The sequence below is a fragment of the Microbulbifer sp. HZ11 genome (assembly GCF_000708675.1).
Classification (GTDB): Bacteria; Pseudomonadota; Gammaproteobacteria; order Pseudomonadales; family Cellvibrionaceae; genus Microbulbifer.
Genome location: NZ_JELR01000001.1, coordinates 439,999 through 459,117, shown reverse-complemented (window position 1 = coordinate 459,117; position 19,119 = coordinate 439,999). Strand labels below are relative to the sequence as shown.

15 protein-coding genes are annotated in these 19,119 nt (G+C 57.7%); 7 read left to right on the top strand and 8 right to left on the bottom strand.

The window, feature by feature from the left end; translation table 11 throughout:
- Positions 1-21 precede the first annotated feature (21 nt).
- The 4 genes from AU11_RS02015 to AU11_RS02000 form a co-directional block, all read right to left on the bottom strand.
- The gene (locus AU11_RS02015; RefSeq protein ID WP_051686868.1) at positions 22-1,059 is read right to left on the bottom strand and encodes an ArsA family ATPase; all 1,038 of its coding nucleotides are present in this window, start codon (positions 1,057-1,059) and stop codon (positions 22-24) included.
- A gap of 19 nt (positions 1,060-1,078) precedes the next feature.
- Positions 1,079-1,372, bottom strand: a complete 294-nt coding sequence (locus AU11_RS02010; protein WP_197023737.1) for a cory-CC-star protein — start codon at positions 1,370-1,372, stop codon at positions 1,079-1,081.
- A gap of 52 nt (positions 1,373-1,424) precedes the next feature.
- Positions 1,425-3,101 carry a carbon starvation protein A gene (locus AU11_RS02005; protein WP_043316050.1) on the bottom strand — a complete coding sequence of 559 codons (1,677 nt, stop codon included), beginning with the start codon at positions 3,099-3,101 and terminating at the stop codon, positions 1,425-1,427.
- Between the two features lie 172 nt (positions 3,102-3,273).
- Positions 3,274-4,497: a CaiB/BaiF CoA-transferase family protein gene (locus AU11_RS02000; RefSeq protein ID WP_043316048.1), complete on the bottom strand. Its 1,224-nt coding sequence runs from the start codon at positions 4,495-4,497 to the stop codon at positions 3,274-3,276.
- Between the two features lie 250 nt (positions 4,498-4,747).
- Here AU11_RS02000 and AU11_RS01995 point away from each other — a divergent pair, with 250 nt between their 5' ends.
- Positions 4,748-5,092: a DUF962 domain-containing protein gene (locus tag AU11_RS01995; protein WP_197023736.1), complete on the top strand. Its 345-nt coding sequence runs from the start codon at positions 4,748-4,750 to the stop codon at positions 5,090-5,092.
- A 156-nt stretch (positions 5,093-5,248) separates the two neighbouring features.
- Here the strand turns inward: AU11_RS01995 and AU11_RS01990 are convergent, their stop codons facing one another.
- Positions 5,249-6,730 (bottom strand): TyrR/PhhR family helix-turn-helix DNA-binding protein, encoded by a 1,482-nt coding sequence (locus AU11_RS01990; protein WP_081847877.1) that lies wholly within the window; start codon positions 6,728-6,730, stop codon positions 5,249-5,251.
- A gap of 167 nt (positions 6,731-6,897) precedes the next feature.
- On the opposite strand from AU11_RS01990, the gene phhA reads away from it, so the two are divergent.
- From phhA to AU11_RS17945, 6 genes are all read left to right on the top strand, one after another.
- Positions 6,898-7,698 (top strand): phenylalanine 4-monooxygenase, encoded by an 801-nt coding sequence (phhA, locus tag AU11_RS01985; RefSeq protein ID WP_043316043.1) that lies wholly within the window; start codon positions 6,898-6,900, stop codon positions 7,696-7,698.
- A gap of 293 nt (positions 7,699-7,991) precedes the next feature.
- Positions 7,992-8,462, top strand: coding sequence for an Lrp/AsnC family transcriptional regulator (locus AU11_RS01980; protein ID WP_043316041.1), 471 nt, complete (start codon positions 7,992-7,994; stop codon positions 8,460-8,462).
- Positions 8,463-8,533: 71 nt separating this feature from the next.
- Positions 8,534-10,213 carry an aminotransferase class V-fold PLP-dependent enzyme gene (locus AU11_RS01975; protein ID WP_081847876.1) on the top strand — a complete coding sequence of 560 codons (1,680 nt, stop codon included), beginning with the start codon at positions 8,534-8,536 and terminating at the stop codon, positions 10,211-10,213.
- Between the two features lie 176 nt (positions 10,214-10,389).
- On the top strand, positions 10,390-11,559 hold the full coding sequence (locus AU11_RS01970; protein ID WP_043316038.1) for a cation:proton antiporter: 1,170 nt from the start codon (positions 10,390-10,392) through the stop codon (positions 11,557-11,559).
- A gap of 584 nt (positions 11,560-12,143) precedes the next feature.
- Complete coding sequence (locus AU11_RS01960; RefSeq protein WP_043316034.1) at positions 12,144-12,386, top strand: type II toxin-antitoxin system ParD family antitoxin; 243 nt, start codon at positions 12,144-12,146, stop codon at positions 12,384-12,386.
- Entirely contained in the window at positions 12,383-12,685 is a 303-nt protein-coding gene (locus tag AU11_RS17945) for a type II toxin-antitoxin system RelE/ParE family toxin (RefSeq protein WP_081847875.1), read from the top strand. The genes AU11_RS01960 and AU11_RS17945 overlap by 4 nt, the downstream gene beginning before the upstream one ends.
- A 289-nt stretch (positions 12,686-12,974) precedes the next feature.
- Here AU11_RS17945 and AU11_RS01950 read toward each other — a convergent pair whose 3' ends face one another.
- Genes AU11_RS01950 through AU11_RS01940 form a run of 3 tightly spaced genes read right to left on the bottom strand, consistent with a single transcriptional unit; the run spans position 12,975 to position 18,932 of the window.
- The gene (locus AU11_RS01950) at positions 12,975-16,139 is read right to left on the bottom strand and encodes an efflux RND transporter permease subunit (RefSeq protein WP_051686867.1); all 3,165 of its coding nucleotides are present in this window, start codon (positions 16,137-16,139) and stop codon (positions 12,975-12,977) included.
- Complete coding sequence (locus AU11_RS01945; protein WP_043316029.1) at positions 16,136-17,398, bottom strand: efflux RND transporter periplasmic adaptor subunit; 1,263 nt, start codon at positions 17,396-17,398, stop codon at positions 16,136-16,138. The genes AU11_RS01950 and AU11_RS01945 overlap by 4 nt, the downstream gene beginning before the upstream one ends.
- A 46-nt stretch (positions 17,399-17,444) precedes the next feature.
- Positions 17,445-18,932 carry an efflux transporter outer membrane subunit gene (locus tag AU11_RS01940; protein ID WP_231491457.1) on the bottom strand — a complete coding sequence of 496 codons (1,488 nt, stop codon included), beginning with the start codon at positions 18,930-18,932 and terminating at the stop codon, positions 17,445-17,447.
- Between the last annotated feature and the right edge of the window lie 187 nt (positions 18,933-19,119).

Genomic DNA, 19,119 nt, shown 5'->3' with positions numbered 1-19,119 from the left:
TAAGTAAGTAGTAGCGAGCCTCTATAACAGCCCGACAGTCTCACTGCCGGGCTGTTTTTGTCTCCGGTCGCCAGATTCTGACGCTTTCACCAGTTGTGAAGCCAACCACTGCAACCCTTCCCTGCCCTGCAGAATGTTTCCTGTCATCGGTAATGCCAGGCTGGGCAACCCGCCTAACTGTTCCGTTATCTGACGCAGTACCCGCTGCTGGCACTCCCAGCCCCCCCGCAAAAAGGGAATCTCTGCGGCCTCTTCCGGTAGTAACCGGTTCAGCAAAAGACCGGCAACCGGAATCCCGCTGCCCTTGAGCGCTAACACCGCTCGCCGGGTTTCGTTCAACGGAAGCATTTCTGCAGTCATGACAAATACAAAGGCGCTGAGTTGCGGGTCTTTGAGCGTATTCGCGGATTCACGAAAACGTGTCTGACGCTCCAGAAGCGGCGCCAGTTGCGCGCTCACGGTCTGATTCGGCGTCTCTGCAGGCCCGGCAAACTTCCCGAGCACATCCCGAAAACGCCCAGCGCGCTCTTTCTGCGCAACTAGCCCCTCTGTCCATGCCGACATAACCACGGGCAGGGAAAGCAGCCGCAGGGTATGGCCGGTAGGTGCCGTATCGAAGATCATCAAATCAAATTCATCGCGGTTCTGAATCAACCGCGTGATTTCATCCAGAAGCGCCGCTTCTTCCGCTCCGGGAGAGTGGCGGGTAAGGTGCAACTGTTTCTCCAGCTGTCCACGCAAAGCCATGGCCACATGCGGGAGCATCTGCTGCCGCACGGATTCGAGATACCTTTCCAGCGCGAACTCCGGATTAATCTCCAGCGCATTCAGGTTTCCGGCGCTCCAGGGAATCTCGCATCCGGCAGAGCCGATTTTACACCCAAACAGGTCACCGAGATTGTGCGCGGGATCGGTGGATACCAGCAACGTCTTCAGCCCGCGACCGGCGGCGATCGTCGCCAGAGTGGCTGCCATCGTACTTTTGCCAACCCCGCCTTTGCCGCCCACCATGATCAGTTTGCGGCGCAACAATTGTTCCAGGTCGATAGATAATGTCATGGGGTTATGGGCTCTTCGGTTAGCAGCAACGCATTTCATCCAATGGCGAACGCTCCATCCCCATACGCCGGTGCCACTGATGAAATCGCTCCAGCATTTGCGGCTGCAATTCCAGGGTGTAAAAACTGACGGGATTGGGAATACCCAGGGACTCGGCGTAGATCAGCAGCATAAACAGATCTTCCTCATCCCGCGCCGCCCGCGCCAGCGCACTGCGATAAGGCGCGTTGTAATAGGCATCCAGCTGAGCGCTGATACGACGGAACACCAGCTTCAGGTTTCTCGGCAGCCCAGACGTGTTTTCGCCATCCACGGTTACACCCTCCTCAGCAGTTTTCGACCAGTTTCAGATTAGTGCGCGTGTATCACAGCTCTTCGCCACCAATTTCTGAAGCCGGCTTTTTAAAGGCCGAAACACATTCCAATGTCACAAGCATTGCAGCGACGAGGACCACAAGGTCCAGGCTCAGCAGGAACCAGTCTTTTTTCTGGTAAAACTCATTTAGCTGAATCAGCAGTGCGGCCAGCGTCATCAGCAACAGGAAGACCAGTGGAACCAGAGTGACCCAAACCGGGCGATTCAAACGCACCAGCATCACCGAAATCACCAGCAGAGTGAGTCCCGCCAGCAACTGATTGGTGGTGCCGAACAACGGCCAAATCAGGAGCCCTCCTGAGCCGTCCGCGCCACCTGCACCGAATGCCAACAACACGCAGCAGGCCACCGCCATCATCGTGGCCGGCAAAGGCTTCCCGAGCCAGCGAATGCCGTAAATCTCACCAAACTCCTGGAAGATATAGCGCTGCAGGCGCAAGCCGGTATCCATGGTGGTACCGGCAAACAGCGCCGCCATCACCGTCAGCATGGTGCCGGAAACCGCCGCATCAATACCCACCCCCTGATTGAGAATGGCCGCGCCGCCATCCACAAAGGCCTGCACGCCACCCTGGCCAAAGGCACTGTATACGGCCTGCCAATCGCCCAGCGACGCAAACCCCGCACAGGCTGCAATAATCGCTGCCAGCGCCAACGCGCCCTCGCCGATCGCCCCGAAGTACCCCACAAAGCGCGCATCGGTTTCTTTATTCAATTGCTTGGACGTGGTGCCGGAAGCCACCAGTCCGTGAAATCCGGAGATGGCACCGCAGGCAATCGTTACGAACAACAGGGGTATCAAGGGTGGCGCGCCCTCCGGCACCTGGTGATTGATCATCGGTGCCACCAGCTCCGGGCTCGCAATAAGCACCGCGGAATACAGCAGGATCAACCCGACGAACAACTGCAGGCCATTGATGTAATCCCGGGGTTGCAGCAGCACCCATACCGGCAACAGAGAGGCGACCGCGGCGTAGGCAAACAGAATCAGAATCCACGCGGCTTTGCTGGAAAGACCCACCACCGTTTCCGGCAAAGAAACCGGCACCGAAGGGCCGACATAAATCAGCGCATACAGGGCTATCACCCCGAACAGGGATACCAGCGCGAGATTGAATTTGAACCGGTAAATCAGCTGGCCAATGACCAGCGCTACCGCGATTGCCCCCCAGATTGGCACTACCGAGCCCGGGTTGTTGATCAACAGCCCGGCGATCACCACCCCGAACACGGCGTTGACCATCAGCAGCACCAGGAAAATCACGATCATAAAGATGCTGCGTGCACGCTTGCCGACCACGTGCCCGGTCAGGGAACCTACCGACAACGCCCGATTGCGCACGCTGGCCCAGATAGCACCGCTGTCGTGCACCCCGGCAAAGAAGATGGTGCCGAAGACGACCCACAGAAACGCGGGCAGCCAACCCCAGATAACGGCAATTGCCGGACCCACAATCGGCGCGGCACCGGCAACTGAGGTGAAGTGGTGGCCCCAGAGTACAAATTTGTTGGTGGGCACATAGTCCACACCGTCTTCAAATTCGTGCGCCGGGGTAATGAAGTCAGGATCGAACCGGTAAATGCGCTCGGCAATAAAGCGCGAATAGAAAAAATAGCCCGCAGCCATGCCACCCAGGCCGAGTACCATCAGCAATATCGCGCTCATGCACAGCTTCCTTATTTTGTGCTGTTAGCTTTATTGCTGTGATACTAGCGCAGTCGTCTAAACCTACACGGCCTGTGGCGCAACGCTCTTTATATTGGCGTAAATAGGCACACGTCGACAGGCGCTCGTCGATAGAAAGGCGCCCCTCGAAGCAGCGATCAAACGAGCCGCGTCAGATAACCCCCTGTGCGCGCAGATCTTCAATCTCACCTGGCGACAGGCCCAGCTCGGCTTCCAGTACAACCTGCGTATGCTCGCCAAGGGTCGGCGGCGCCTGCTGGTATTGCAGCGGTGATGCAGAGAACTCCAGGGGGTTGCGCACCGTGCGCACCCTGCCGGCCTGCGGATGCGGCTGCTCAACCACCATACCCCGCGCCATTACCTGCGGATCCGCAAATACCTGCTGCAGGTTATTGATGGGCCCGCAGGGCACGTGGGCGGCACTCAACTGCTCCAGCCACCAGGCTGCGGGTTTGCTGGCGGTTGCCGATTCGATCAGGGGTACCAGCGTATCGCGGGCTTTCACCCTGTCGCGATTGGTGGCATAAGCCGGGTTTGCGGCGAGCTCATCCAGCCCCGCAATCTGGCAGAACTTCTGGAACTGGCTGTCGTTACCGACCGCCAGCATAAAATAACCGTCGCTCGCGGGTACCGCCTGGTAGGGAACGATGTTCGGGTGCGCGGTGCCCTGGCGCTCCGGGCTGACGCCGGATGTCAGATAGTTTTGCGCCTGATTGGCAAGCCACGCCACCTGTGTATCGAGCAGCGCCAGATCGATGTGCTGCCCCTCGCCGGTCTGATCCCGGTGAATCACCGCGGCCAAAACGCCCGAGACCGCGTACATCCCGGTCATCAGATCCGCCACCGCGACCCCCACCTTCTGCGGCCCGGCACCCGGTTGCCCCTCGGGCACACCGGTAATACTCATCAGACCACCCATCCCCTGGATCATGGCATCGTAACCGGCGCGCTTGGCGTAGGGACCGGTCTGTCCAAAGCCGGTGATCGAGCAGTAGATAATGCGCGGATTGATCTGGCGGATGGCGTCGTAATCGAGACCGTATTTCGCCAACCCGCCTACCTTGTAATTCTCCAGCAGGATGTCGCACCGCTGCGCCAGTTCCCTGATCAGCTTCTGGCCGGTGGCCTGGGTAATATCCACGGTAATGGACTTTTTGCCGCGGTTTGCGCTGAGATAGTACGCGGCATCGTCGGTGTCCTGCCCTTCAGAGTCCTTAAGGTAGGGAGGACCCCAGTGCCGGGTATCATCACCCTTGTACGGGCGTTCAACCTTGATGACCTCGGCACCGAAATCCGCCAATACCTGGCTGGCCCAGGGACCGGCGAGAATACGGCTGAGATCAAGGACTTTCAGGTGGGAAAGAGGACCAGACATGGCGATTCCTTGTAGTCATGGACAGCGCCGAAGCGGCCACCGCCCAAAAACGTGATCACAAATTTGGAGCGAAGATTAACAGAACCCTCAGGTGCAGTCGAAACTGATCGGTCTGTAAGTGCATCAGAAGCGGCAATGTCCCTTTCAGACCAACGTTGGGTACCGGGTTCTGGTTAGAATCCGGAATAGCAACTTTCATCCAACATAAAACTTACGCCTACATACAATAAGCAATAAACAGGATAGCGAGATGGCAGAGAACACCATGCAGCAATCGAATGACGGGCAGGAAACTCCGCGCTTCAATTCATTCCGCGAGTTCTACCCGTTTTACCTGAATGAACACAGCAACCTGACCTGTCGCAGACTGCACTTTGTCGGTACTACGCTGGTGATTGGACTGGTGATTGCCGCTGTTGCCACGCAAAACTGGCCACTGCTGTACGCAGTGCCACTGGCCGGATACGGATTCGCCTGGGTTGGCCACTTCTTTTTCGAACACAACCGCCCTGCCACGTTTAAAAATCCGTTTTACTCCCTGTGGGGCGACTTTGTAATGTTCAAGGACATGCTGATCGGAAAGATCGAGCGCTAGTGGTTCATGCGGGAAGTTCGGTAACTAAGGAGCACAGCCAAAGCGTTCAGATCAAGGCGAGAAAGCGCAGGAATAGTGGTTCTATTTCAAGCTTTCTCAACGTAGAGCTGGACGCATTGGCGAAGCGAACAGTTACACAACTTTCCGCATGGACCACTAGTCGGCCAGTCCGTATTTGCGCAATTTGTTGGCGACAGCGGTATGGGAGATGCCCAGCCGCCGAGCCAGCGCGCGGCTGGAGCGCAGCCTTTTGGGCTGGCTTTGCAGTAACTCCTCCAGAATCCCCCGCTCGACTTTTTCCATCTGCTCCGCCAGTGTCAATCCGCGCCCCCAGGCGCTCCAAGACTCCTGCACTGGACCCGAACCCTGTTCCGCTACCGCCGAAAAGTCGTCAATGGATAAATACGCCCCACCGCGGGCACGCAAATGTGCAATTGCCGCCCTGAGCTGCTCCTCCAGCCCAATGAAATTTGTCGGCCAGTCCATTAATTTCAACTGATCTGAAATCGTGTCGGGTTCGCCGCCTTGCCACGCCGTGCCAAGGGTTTCTGAAGCACTGCGAGAGATTTGATCGACCATCAGGGCACAAAAGCGCGCGATTGCAGGGCGCATAGCGCGCAGTGGCGGTAATTGAATGCAGCAGCCTGAAAACAATTGCTGCACTGCCGGCGCGAGTCCGCCGAGCTGCGTGGCGGTCAGAATCAGTCGCGGCCTGAAATGGCGCTGCAGAACCATTTCCGCCAGGTGCCTCTGAACCTCAACCGGCACGGTATTCAGGTCATCCAACAACACCACGGTTTCAGCAGAGAGGTCGGCAAGGTATTCAATACGTTGCCGGTTCAGTTCTTCACCACAGCAGCGATATACCCTGCCGCGCTCCGCCAGCGGGCTCAGGTAATAGGCCGCATTCAGAAAAGTGGTTTTGCCACTTCCCCGTTCACCCAAAATCAGCAGCGGCGCACTCAGTGGCGCAAGCTGCTGCAATTGCAGACAGCAATGGCGACGCAGATCGAGATCCCAAAGCACCTGGGGCTCCGGTGGCACCTGCGCGGTGGTTTCCCCGGCACTGGCAGCCCGAGGCTGCAAGGTCAACACAGCCCCCGCCAGCGAAGCAACCGCACCCGGGGCATCGTCCAGCGTGATTGGGGACCAGTCCAGGGTATAGGGGCGACCGCGCACGGCAACGGGGAAACCGTAACGGGGCGCAGTAAGACCGCGCAGCAGCTCCTCCAGTTGTAAACGCGGCAGGAAGCGCTGCAACTGCATGCCCGGTGCCTGCTCCAGGCTCACACCAAACGCCCTGGCTGCGGCAAGGTTGGCCGCAATGATGCGCCCTTCCGGATCGACAGATAGCACCGGATCTGCCACATGCCGCAGCAAGGTATCCAGTTCGAAGTGGCGCCGTTCCGAGGGAATCAGGTCAATCCGGCGCACCTTCCGAACACCGGTAACCCGCTGCAGCGCCTTCTCGATGGACTGAAACTGGGTGATGAGCAGTCCAGGCGCCCACAGGTAGACCTTGTCCCCACTGTCTCCGCCAATTTCACCAGTGCGTACATTTATCCGGAAATCAGCAAATACACCCATAATTTCCTGCAAAATACCCACTCGATCGCTGCAAGTAATTTCAACTCTCATACCCAGACTGTAAACCTAAATTTACAGAAAGTGTAGCCAGCGGCCGCCCGAGTAGGCCGGTTTTACCTCACCTCCCCTGCCGCACCCCGGCGCAGATGTCTAAGAATAGAGAGACGATAAAAACAGATGTGGCGGCATATCCGTGACCGCCCACCGCGGAGATAGTCATGAGCAGCAGCAAAAAGCCCAGTAAGTACGTAGCCCGTGAACCCAATGCCGAAGGCTTTATTGCCTATACGGATCTGGAGCACCAGACCTGGCAACGCCTGATTGAACGGCAACTAAAAGTGGTACCCGGCCGCGCCTGCGATGAATACCTGCACGGCCTGGAGCTACTCAACCTCCCCCAGGACCGTATTCCACAGCTGGAAGAAGTCAGTCGTGTTCTGCGTCGTGAAACCGGCTGGGAAACTGCCCGGGTACCGGCGCTGATTGGCTTCGAGACCTTTTTCCGACTCCTGTCGGAGCGCAAGTTCCCGGTTGCCACCTTTATCCGCTCCCCAGAAGAATTCGACTACCTGCAAGAGCCGGATATCTTTCATGAGATTTTTGGCCACTGCGCCATGCTCACCAATCCGGCCTTTGCCAACTTTACCCAGAAGTACGGCGAGCTCGGCCTCAACGCATCACCGAAAGAGCGCGCCTACCTGGCCCGCCTCTACTGGTTCACCGTGGAGTTCGGTCTGCTGAACACCAAAGACGGCCTGCGCATCTACGGTGGCGGGATACTGTCGTCACCCAAGGAAACCCTGTACGCCCTCAGCGAAGAACCGGAGCGCGCCCCGTTCGAGGTCGTGGATACCCTGCGCACGCCTTACCGTATCGACATAGTGCAGCCGATTTACTACGTATTGAGTGATCTGGAAGAGCTCCAGCAGCTCACAGAAATCGATCTGATGGCGCGGGTGCGCGAGGCCATGGCCGCGGGGCTTTTCGAGCCTATGTTCCCGCCCAAAGAAGCGGCATAAGGGAAACGACCCGCACAAAACAAAATTCCTACATCTCCCCTGTAGTTTGGCCGGGCATTGCCCGGCTTTTTTGATGGTCATAAGTGGAGGGAAAAATTCCACTACTGATGTGGAAATACTGAGATTATCGTTACGGGCAAGACACGGGGCACAGCAAACGATTCTTCAAAGGCTCGCCAATGTCGGATCTCGCTGTGTCTTTCAAAATTACCGGGGTATTTTGTTGCAAGGGACTGCACGCAGACAGTGAATAATGGAACCGATCCCCGCGTTTTTGGGAGCGCTGTAGCACTATGTCCTCACTCGACGCGATTGATCGACAACTTCTTGCCATTCTTCAATCTGATGTTAGCCTCTCCATCGAAGAGCTGGCCGAGCGCGTGGGCCTTACAAAGACCCCGTGCTGGCGCCGGATACAGAAACTGGAGAAAAGCGGCATCATACGCCGCAAGGTGGCCCTGCTGGATGCCGAAGTCCTCGGCCTGCCGGTCTCGGTTTTCGCCCAGGTGAAAACCAACCAGCACACCGCAGAGTGGGCGGAGTCTTTCGCCCGCGCCATGGGTGACTTGCCGGAGGTGGTTGACTGCTACCGCATGGCAGGGGATTACGACTATATCCTGCGAATTGTCGTCAGCGATGTAGCCGCCTACGACCGCTTTTACAAAAAGCTGATCGGCCACTCCGGAATTTCCGACGTATCCTCCACGTTTGCCATGGAGCAGATCAAGAGCACCACGGAGCTGCCAATACCAACCGGTGAATAGCGCCCGCTCAATGTCTGACTCTGAATAACACCCGCGAGTGATCCTCGCGGGCGCAGTACATTGAGGTTGCCATGAACAATTCGACCAATAATACCGCCCACCAGGCGACCACAGCCCCATTCTGCACACCTGAAACCACCGCACTGCTGCAACGGATCCGCGACAATGTCATCGGCGAGCGCATGCCCTTGCAAACGCCCTTCGGCGAACGACCGCTGGTCTATGCGGACTACACCGCCTCCGGCCGTGCACTGCACTTTATTGAGGACGCCATCCGCAACCAGGTATTACCCTGGTACGCCAATACACATACCGAAACCTCCGCTACCGGCCGCCAGACCACTGCGTTTCGCGAGCAGGCCCGCGCGGCCGTACGCAAGTCCGTGAACGCTGGCGAGGACCACGCGATTATCTTCTGCGGCTCCGGCGCCACCGCCGCGGTGAACCGCCTGGTGGACTGTCTCGGGTTACGCAAGGACAGCTACAAACGCTTCGGCGGCGACGCGGGCAGCATTGCCGATGACAAACGCCCGGTGGTATTTATCGGCCCCTACGAACACCACTCCAACGACCTTCCCTGGCGGGAGTCCGTTGCCGAAGTGGTCACCATTCCCCAGGACAATCTGGGCGGCGTCGACCTTGAGGCGCTGCAGAAGGCTCTGGATCAATATGCGGACCGGCCACTGAAGATTGGCAGTTTCTCCGCCGCCTCCAACGTCACCGGCATTCGTACCGACGTAGACGCGGTAACCCGCCTGCTGCACCAGAACAACGCCCTGTCGTTCTGGGACTATGCCGCAGCAGCGCCCTACGTCGGAATCGATGCGCACGGTGACGGTCAGCTGACCAGCAAAGACGCACTGTTTATTTCACCGCACAAGTTTGTCGGCGGTCCGGGCACACCGGGTATTCTGGTTCTGCGCCGCGACCTGCTGCCGGAAAGCCAACCCGCGGTAACCGGCGGTGGCACCGTATCCTGGGTCAGCCCCGCACGCCACACCTACCTGCCCGCGGGCGAACGGCGCGAAGAAGCCGGCACCCCTGCCATTGTGGAATCCGTACGTGCGGGCATGGCGTTTGCACTCAAAGATCAGGTCGGTGCCGACACCATCGAGGCCCGGGAGGATTACTGGCTCACCCGTGCGTTTGAGCGCTGGTGCCACAACCCCAACATCCAGATCCTCGGCGGCACCCAAGCCCGGCGGGTCAGTATCGTCTCACTGCATCTACTCCACGCCGGCAAACCCCTCCACCACGGCTTTGTGGTCGCCCTGCTGAATGATCTGTTCGGTATACAGGTCCGCGGTGGCTGCTCCTGTGCGGGCCCCTACGGACACCACCTGTTGCACCTGACCGACGAGCAGAGCACCGCCATCGAAAGGCTCGTCAGCGAGGGGGAAAGTATTCTGAAACCGGGCTGGGTACGACTGAACTTCAACTATTTCCTGGATGAAGAAACCGTCGACTACCTGATTGATGCGATAGAGCTGATCGCGGAGCACGGCCACCGCATGCTGCCCTTCTATCAATACGATGCAAGCCACGGGGTCTGGCGCTACCAGGGCATTGAAGCGGGCGCGCCCATCCCTCTCGGTTTTGATATGGGCGGCAGTGCGCCGGCAAAAGTGGCAACGCCCTTACCTGAGTTTATTCAACAGGCGAGATCCATTCTGGCAAATCCACCGGGAGAAGTATGTGAGCAGCCGGTACTGTCGAAAGAAGGTGAGGTACTGCGCTGGTTTCAGATCTAAAGCAATTTGTCCTCTCCTAACGTCATACCCGCGAATGCCGGTATCCAGCCCCACAGATCCTGGATGCCGGATCAAGTCCGGCATGACGCTCAATCAGATCCCAGGTTGAAACCGCACGCACTACCCGCCGATAATGACTGCCCGAGCAATAATCCAGTCTGCTTCAAGGATGCGCAGTGCCTGAGACCTCCCTGTTCCAGTCGTTCTTCCTGATCTTCAGTGGCGCTGCCGTTGTGGCCTCCCTTGCGCTCTGGGGGCGTCAGCCGTTGCTGGTAGCCTACATCGCCCTTGGCTGCCTCCTCGGTCCTTCGGTCTTCGGTGTTATCGACAATGTTGCGCTGATGGCAGAGATGTCCAGCATCGGCATTATTTTCCTGCTGTTCCTGCTCGGCCTCGACATGCAGCCGAAAGCGCTGATTTCAGTACTGCGCAAAGCCACCTTTGTTGGCCTGATCAGCTGTGCGCTGTTTCTCGGACTCGGTTACGCCATTGGGCACCTGTTCGGGTTTACCGACACCGAGTCGTGGGTGATCGGTATGGCCATGATGTTTTCCAGCACAATCATTGGTATCAAGCTGCTGCCGACCACTGTGCTGCATCACAAGCACCTGGGTGAAATGATGGTCGGCCTGCTGCTGTTTCAGGACTTTGTCGCCATTACCTGTCTGATGATTCTGCTGAGCGGCAGCACCGGCTCTGTCGACTTCGCTCGCCTGGGTACTTCTTTTGCGGCACTGCCGTTACTGATCGCTTTTGCCTGGGGCGCAGTGCGCTATGTCCTGCAGCCGCTACTGGCAAAATTCGACCGTTTCCACGAATACGTATTCCTGCTCGCGCTGGGCTGGTGTATGGGAGTTGCGGAGCTGGCAGAAGTGGTGGGACTTTCACGGGAAATCGGCGCGTTCATTGCTGGTATTACCCTCGCGACCAGTCCGATCTCCCAATACATTGCCCTCAGCCTCAAGCCGCTTCGGGACTTCTTCCTGATTCTGTTCTTCTTCAGTCTCGGGGCCCAGTTCCATCTGGATATGGTGCCGGAAATCGCCATCCCTGCGCTGGTGGCCGCGACAGCGGTACTGATCATCAAACCGGTGGTGTTTCGCTACCTGCTCGGACAGCAGAGCGAACGCAAAATACTCGCGTGGGACATCGGCTTCCGCCTCGGCCAGATCAGCGAATTCTCCCTGCTGATTGCCTTCCTCGCCGTCAGCCAACAGCTGATCGGCAGCCAGGCCTCACACCTGATTCAGGCCACAGCGATCCTGACCTTCCTGGTATCGTCGTATATCGTGGTATTGAATTTCCCCAACCCTATTGCGATTAAGGATGAGTTACGGCGGGATTGATCCGCGACACTTGAGACGTCGCTATTAGGCGACGGCAACGCACAGCTGACTGGACGTGATCAGGCAAGAAAAAGTCGGGACTACATCTGACTGTTATTTTCCGGGCTCATCGTCTGCTTCACCTGCACGAAAGATGGTTCCAACCGTTATCGTTTTCCCTTCGGCTTTCGCTCTCAAAAACCTCTTCTGGAGTTTTGTGGGCTTATCTGCATCGATGGTCGCAAACGCTGGGATATTCGCAGTAGGCTCCCAAATCATTTTTGGATCAGCCGTGTTCACAAGTTCCGAGCGCAACCGTTCGATTCGCCAATCAGTCTCCGGCAATGGGCAAAGTTCGCGATACAATTTGGGGGAAACTTCGTAATTTCCACAATTTTGGCATACAACCGTCATTCGACCACCGCTCCATTCCGGAGGCCGAGCAACGGCATTACCTTTGCAAACCGGACAAAATTCCGTATTCACTGGCCTCGGAAAAATAGCGCGTCTCGGTAAAAGTTACCCAATTAAGTGCATGTTCGGAGTACTTGACAACCCACCTTCTCGATACCATATTTAGGTACTTATTGGTACCAGGAGGCGGTATGGCCAAAAACACCAGCATGACCCTTGGGTCACATTTTGACAAGTTTATAGCCAAAGAAGTAGCCAGTGGTCGCTACGGCTCCGCAAGTGAGGTGGTTCGCGCAGGTCTGCGGCTACTCGAGGACACCGAAATCAAACTGGAAACACTCCGGTCACTGCTCCAGGAAGGCGAGCAAAGTGGATTCACCGATTATACCTATGAGTCATTTATTGCCGAGCTTGATGAAAAGAAAACTCCATGAGTTCATTTAAATTAAGCCGTAAAGCTAAAGATGACTTGAGAGGTATCGCCAGATTTACTGAACATCACTGGGGAATAGTTCAGCGGAATGCCTACATAAAAAAATTTGACGATGCCTTTCATGAGCTCGCAGAATCCCCTCTTTCTGGAGTTGGCTGCGAAGATATAAAACTTGGCTACCGGAAAATCCCACACGGCGCTCACGTTATTTTCTATAAAATTTCTGAAAATAACTGCGTTGAAATAATCAGAATTCTTCACCAGAGCATGGATATTAGACCGAAGCTCCTAGGCATTTAGCGCCCAGCGCTGGCTGTCGCTCTGCCGCTGTTCGTTAGGCACCCACCTCCCTCTAGCCTGTCAGAAACCCCAAAAAAGTCAACGACTTAGCCTTACACGTATCCGATATCACATTCTGAAAACTGATCACCCTGCCCACTATCCGCCAAAACCGAAATAGCCGTAAACCATTAATTAAAATAGATTTTCCCGGCCAAACCGCGCCCACAGAAATAGTGATAAGCGTGACCGATATGCAGCCCTTCTTTCAGTTACGCTTAACCCTCAACTCCAGTCCGCGTATCGGTAATCAAGCTGCCGCGCTTTTGCTTACACGGCGTTTCAGCATCCCAAATAACTCAGGAAGATCTCTCGAAAACATCAAAAACAAACACGGCACCAGGAGTAATGAAATCGTGGTCGCGGCAAGAATCCCGTAGCCCAGGGAAATCGCCATTGGAATCATAAATTTCGCCTGTACCGACGTCTCAAAGATCATCGGCATCAAACCACAAAAGGTGGTTACCGTAGTGAGGATGATGGGGCGGAAACGGCGGGCGGCGGCGGCCTTGATGGCGTCGGTGATTGGCATGCCCTCTGCGCGCAGGCGGTTGCCGTATTCAATCATCACCAGAGTGTCATTGATCACCACGCCGGCGAGGGCCACCATGCCCAACAGGCTGACCATGCTGAGGCCGTACCCCATAACCAGATGCCCGAGAATCGCCCCGATGACACCGAACGGGATGGCAACCATTACCGTAAGCGGCTGAATATAACTCTTTAGCGGAATCGCCAACAGGAAGTACAACACAGCCAGCGTCAGCGAAAAGGTCATACCCAGGGACGAGAGCCCCTCCCGCTCTTCCGCCTGCCGCCCTTCATAGGAAATACTCAGGCCGGGAAACTGTGCGCGCAATTGCGGCATGGTCGTCTCGTTCAGCTCGTTAATGACCAGCGCCGCCTGATCTGCCGGTTCCACGTTGGCCGTGACGGTCATTACCCGCCGCCCTTCCCTGCGATTGATACTGGCATAGGCTCGCCCCTGATCAATGACCACCAGATCGGGCAAAGGTAACCACAGACCGTTGCCGGCCTGGATCATGATGTTGTTGACATCGTCCAGGGTTACCCGCTCTTCTTCCGGCAGGCGCACCATGACTTTTACCTGATCCCTGCCCCGCTGCTGACGCATGGCCTCGGCGCCGTATAGTGAAGCACGCAATTGCCGGCCGATATCCTCTGCCGTCAGCCCGAGACTTTTTGCGGTATCGGTAAGGGTCAGGTCCAGTTGTCGTTTACCCTGAGAAACACCGGCATCGATATCACCCACCGAAGGGAATGCCTGCAGCGCCTGTGACAGCTGGGTAGCGGCCTGCTCCAGCATATCCGTGTCCGCATGGCGCAACTCCACCGTGAGTGCAGGCCCGGCCCCCGGCCCACCCCGGTCACTGGCAAAACTGGAACTCAGTGCTCCCGGCACCGGCCCCACCTCGCGCCGCCAGCGCCGCACAAAATCACCGGTGGTCACTTCCCGCTGATCGCCCGGTGTGAGGTAAACATCAACCTGCACGGAATCGTTGCGAATCAGGCCGCGCATTCCGATAAATATCCCTTCACGCCCGGTCTCTTCGAGAATGCGATCGGCGGCCCCCATAATCTGGGTGCGCGCGCGCTCAAGCTGCGCTTCGGAGGTGCCCGGCGGAAAAGTCACCTGTACCCGACCGGAGTCCCGCTCTACTCGCGGCATCAGGGTAAAACCCATACGCCCGCTGGCCGCGTAGCCGGTCATCACAATCAGAATGGCGAGAGAAATGGAAATGGTGATGTAACGGTGGCGCACGCAGGCATCGAGTACCGGCTTGAAGCGGTGCTCCACAAACCGGTCCAGCCCCCGCGCGATCAGTTTCTGGCGTGCGGCGAGACGACGTGCCGAGCGACTTTTATAGCCCCGCTTGGAATGGGCAAGGTGTGCGGGCAGGATAAACAGTGCTTCCACCCAGGAAATAACAAATACCGCACCCACCACAAACGGAATGACACCGAAGATTTTACCCATAAACCCGGGCAACTCGGTCAGCGGAATAAACGCAACTATATTGGTGAGAATGGCGAAGGTGAGCGGCACCGCTACCTGGCGGGCACCTGCTATCGCCGCGTCAAAATTACTGTAGCCCCGCTGGCGCCATTCATAAATATTTTCCCCCGCGATGATCGCATCATCCACCACAATCCCAAGGGCAATAATGAACGCAAACATGCTGACCATGTTGATGGATATATCCATCGCCGGCAGGAACAACAGCGCACCCAAAAAACTGATGGGAATACCAAGGGTCACCCAGAATGCGAGGCGCAACTCCAGGAATGCACCGAGCACCACAAACACCAGTAACAGACCAATAAACCCGTTTTTCAGCAGTAGCGAAAGGCGCTCCTTGAAAATTTCCGAGTCGTCATCGCGCACCGTCACCTGCATACCCGGCGGCAGGGTTTCCTGCAACTCCTGCAACACTTCGTGGGTAGCGTCGCTGACACTCATTGGTGTCTGATCACCGATCCGGAACACGTCGATACCGGCAGCCGGCTCACCGTTGAAAACCATATTGCGCGGTTCATCCACCAGCGCATCCCGAATCGTCGCCACGTCTTTCAGGCGCACGGTACCGCCACCCGCACTCTGAGCGATGACGATATCGCCAAACTGTCGCGCCCAGTCTTTGCGCTCGGTTACCCGGACAAGAATTTCTCCGGCTTCCGATTTCACACCGCCGGCGGGAACGTCGACCGCGGCATTTCGCACCAGCTGCGCGATGGCCGCAAGCGTGAGGTTATAGCGGCGCAGGTCATCCCGCCGCACCTCGATCGCCACTTCGAAATCCTTAACGCCATAGGCTTCCAGCTGGGTGATGTCCGGATGCGCCTCCAGCTTGTCGTACACCTGCATCACAACCGCCCGCAGGGTGCGGTCGTCCACCTGCCCGTGCACGACCAGATCCAGCACGTCCCGCTTGCGCTCCGCCAGGCTCACCTGGGGGCGTTCAATATCCGAAGGAAATGTGGAAACCCGGTCGATGGCCGCCTGCACATCCTGGAATACCTTGTTGGCATTGGCGTCTTCGTCCAGCTCCAGGGTCAGGCTGGCATTGCCCTCGCCGGCGCTTCCGCGCAGCTCCTTGATCCCTTCAAGGCCGGTCACCGCCTGCTCTGCGGGCACCAAGACTCCGCGCTCGACCTCTTCCGGACTGGCTCCGGGGTAAGAGATATTGACGCTCACCATATCCAGGCTGAATTCCGGAAATACCTCCTTCTTGATGGTGAGGGAAAAAATCAGGCCGCCGATGAGGAACACCAGCATCAACAGGTTGGCGGTGACATGGTTGTGAGTCATCCACGCGATGGCGCCGCGGCTGGTATCGATGGCCGGGCGGGGTCCGCGATGGGCTCTGTCCATTGGATCGTTCGGGTTGCTCATCCACGTTCACCATCGGTGCCCTGCTGGCGCGCTTTGCGGGAGTTCTCCGGGAGTTCTGGCGGGCCCTCCGCACGGTTTCGCCGCGGATTGCCATCGGTAGATTCTTTACTGGTTTCTTTACCTGTACCGGCTGTACGCACAGGCATGCCCTCGGTGACACTGGCCAGGCGTGTGGTGACGAGCAGTTCCCCACCGCGCAATCCGCTGTCGAGAATGGCGAACTCATCGTCGTAGTGGGACAACTGCACCGATTGAATATGAATCTTACCATCGCGCACCACCCATACCCGATTGCCGTCCTGCAGCGCGGTCAGCGGAATGCGTACTTGTTGACCGGCGGCCTGGCCGGTGATTTGCACCCGCGCCAGATCATTGAGTAACAGTTGCGGTGAGCCGGGCGTTTTCAGGCCGAGCGGATCGTCCAGCTCTACCAGCACTCGCGCGAGGCGGCCCTGCTCTTCCAGCACCGGTATGACGCGCACAAACCGGCCTTCCCGGTATGTACCTTCGGGCCACTGGCTACCGCGAATCTGCACGGTGGCTTTGGGAGTATTCAGCTGTGGAAGCTGCCGAGCCGGCACCTCAACCTCAATTTGAAAGCGGTCCGCCCCGGCCAGCGAATAGAGCACGGTTCCCGGCGCCACCCGATCACCCACGTCCACAGTGCGCGAGACCAGCAGTGCATTGAACGGGGCACGGATTTCGGTGAGGCGGAAATCCCGCTGCGCCAGTTTTACCTGCGCCTGCGCCGCATCCATGCGCGCGCGGGCAGCGGCCAACTGCGGCTCCCGTAACACCAGGGACTGATCCGCATCCGGCAGCGAACGCCCCAACAACTCAAATTCTTCTTGAGCAACCAGGCGCTGGCCCTGCTCCTGCTGCAATTCCGCGCGGCGCTCGGCCAGCGTGCTGCGTGCGGACTGCAGGGCGAGTTCGTAGGGTTCGCGCTCAATGCGCATCAGTGGCTGCCCTTGTGCCAAGGTTGAACCCGGGCCCAGGTCGTAATCCAGCCAGTCAACACGGCCATCCACCTGCGGTTGAAGCTCCACCTGCTCGCGGGCGATCACTTTGCCGAGTGCTTTGATGGTTAACGGAAACTGCCCGTACTCGGCAGTGGCCACTTCCACGGTCAATGGTGGCGCTTTGCGTTCGCCGCGCTGCATGGTGGGTTTTTCCCGCAGCAGCCAACTGGAGACGACGGACGCCAGCACGATCAGCAGGATCGGGATGGCGATATTCCAGTTGATTTTATTCAGCATGACAGCTCCTGAAATACAGTTTCTAATTGTCCGTCTGCTCTCGGACTTATTGTGATTCCTGACGGTATATGTCCAGCTCGACCGGTACGGGTTGCGGCAGATCCTGCGCGGGCAGGCCACCGGACAATGCGCGGTACAGGGCCACCCGGTTTTCCAGCAGCTCCCGCCGCGCGGTCAATAGCTGACGTTCCAGAGATTGCTGACTGTTGGTGGCGGAGAGTACATTCAGGAAATCCAGTGTGCCCTGTCCGTAGGCGCGGCGTTGGCGCAGGGTAATCTGATCGGCGAGCTCGGAACGGGTCTGCAAAAACTGCAAACGCTGGCGAATGGCCTGCTCGTTGATCAGTACCTGCTCCACTTCGCTCAGGGCCTGTAACACGGTATCGCGCAGCAGCGCCCACCGCTCCTGCTCAACGGCCTCTTGCTGGCGCTGCTGCGCCCTGAGGTTGCCGCCATCAAATATCACGCCATCCAGTGATGCGCTCAGATTCAGCAGCCAGTCTTCGGTAATGTCCACCAGAGCCAGGCCGCCGCCATTCAACAACATGCTCAAGGAAAGCGTCGGAAGCCGTTCGGCCCACGCTTGATCCGCGAGATAGTACCCCTGTAAAACCGTACGCTGAGCGCTCTGTACATCGGGGCGTCGCAGCAGCAGGCTTGATGGAATCCCGGTATCCGGCAGAGGCGGTAATTGGGGTAGTTGAGAATCGGCAAAGGCAGAGGGCGGCAGAGATTCGACGCTGGTTCCGAGCAGAGCGGCCAGCTGGGTAAGCAGTATGCGGGTATTCGCGCGGCTCTGCTCGAGCTCCTGCAACGACTGCTGCACCAGCTGGCGCTGTTGCAGGACGTCAGCGGCAGCGGTCACCCCGCTGCCAAAGCGCAGTTCCAGGGCGCGCAGTGACTGCCGATTGGTGTCCAGCTGCGCCTGTAGAAGACGCTCCTGCCCGCGCTGCTCCTGTAACTGCAGCCAGACACCCGCCACTTCGGCAACCAGGGTCAGTGCGGCGATATTGAAATTCTGCTCCTGAGCCAGGTACCCGGCCTCAGCGGCGCGGGCACCACTGCGCACCCTGCCCCACAAATCTACTTCATAACTGGCGGCAAGGTTTCCGCTCCAGCTGTTGCCCTCGTTCTCGGCGCCGGAAAAATCGAATTCATTGCTGGAAGCACGGCGTTGCTCGGTGTTCTCCAGAGACCCGGTCAATCGGGGCCAGAACCCGCTGCGCGCCTGCGCTGCGGCGGCATCCGCCTGCTGCAGCCGCCAATAGGTCGCCTGCAGGTCTGGATTGTCTGCCAGCGCATCCTGTACCAGTGCATTTAATGCGGCGTCGTCAAACGCCTGCCACCACCGCGGATCCACCGATACCTGCCCGGTAGAACTGAACTGCTCCGGCAACGCGAACACTTCCTGCGGCAATTCTGTGGGCAGTGGTTGCGGCGTGTTACACCCGGCGACACTGACGGCGGCCACAAGACCACACAAAGCGAAGAATTTCCGCGAACACCCCATAAAACTGATTCGATCTATTAGCATTTCCTTTCATTATCAAAACTTATTAGCCAGTGGCCAAGACGTTTTACGTTTGTTTACGGTTCTACGGATTATCGGCAAAAAATGACACCCGACCGCAAAATGTGATCACAAACGTGACTCAGAGATGCCTGTTCGCTATGATGCCTCCACAGTCAATCTACCGGCTCCGCGGCACATCACCCTGAGA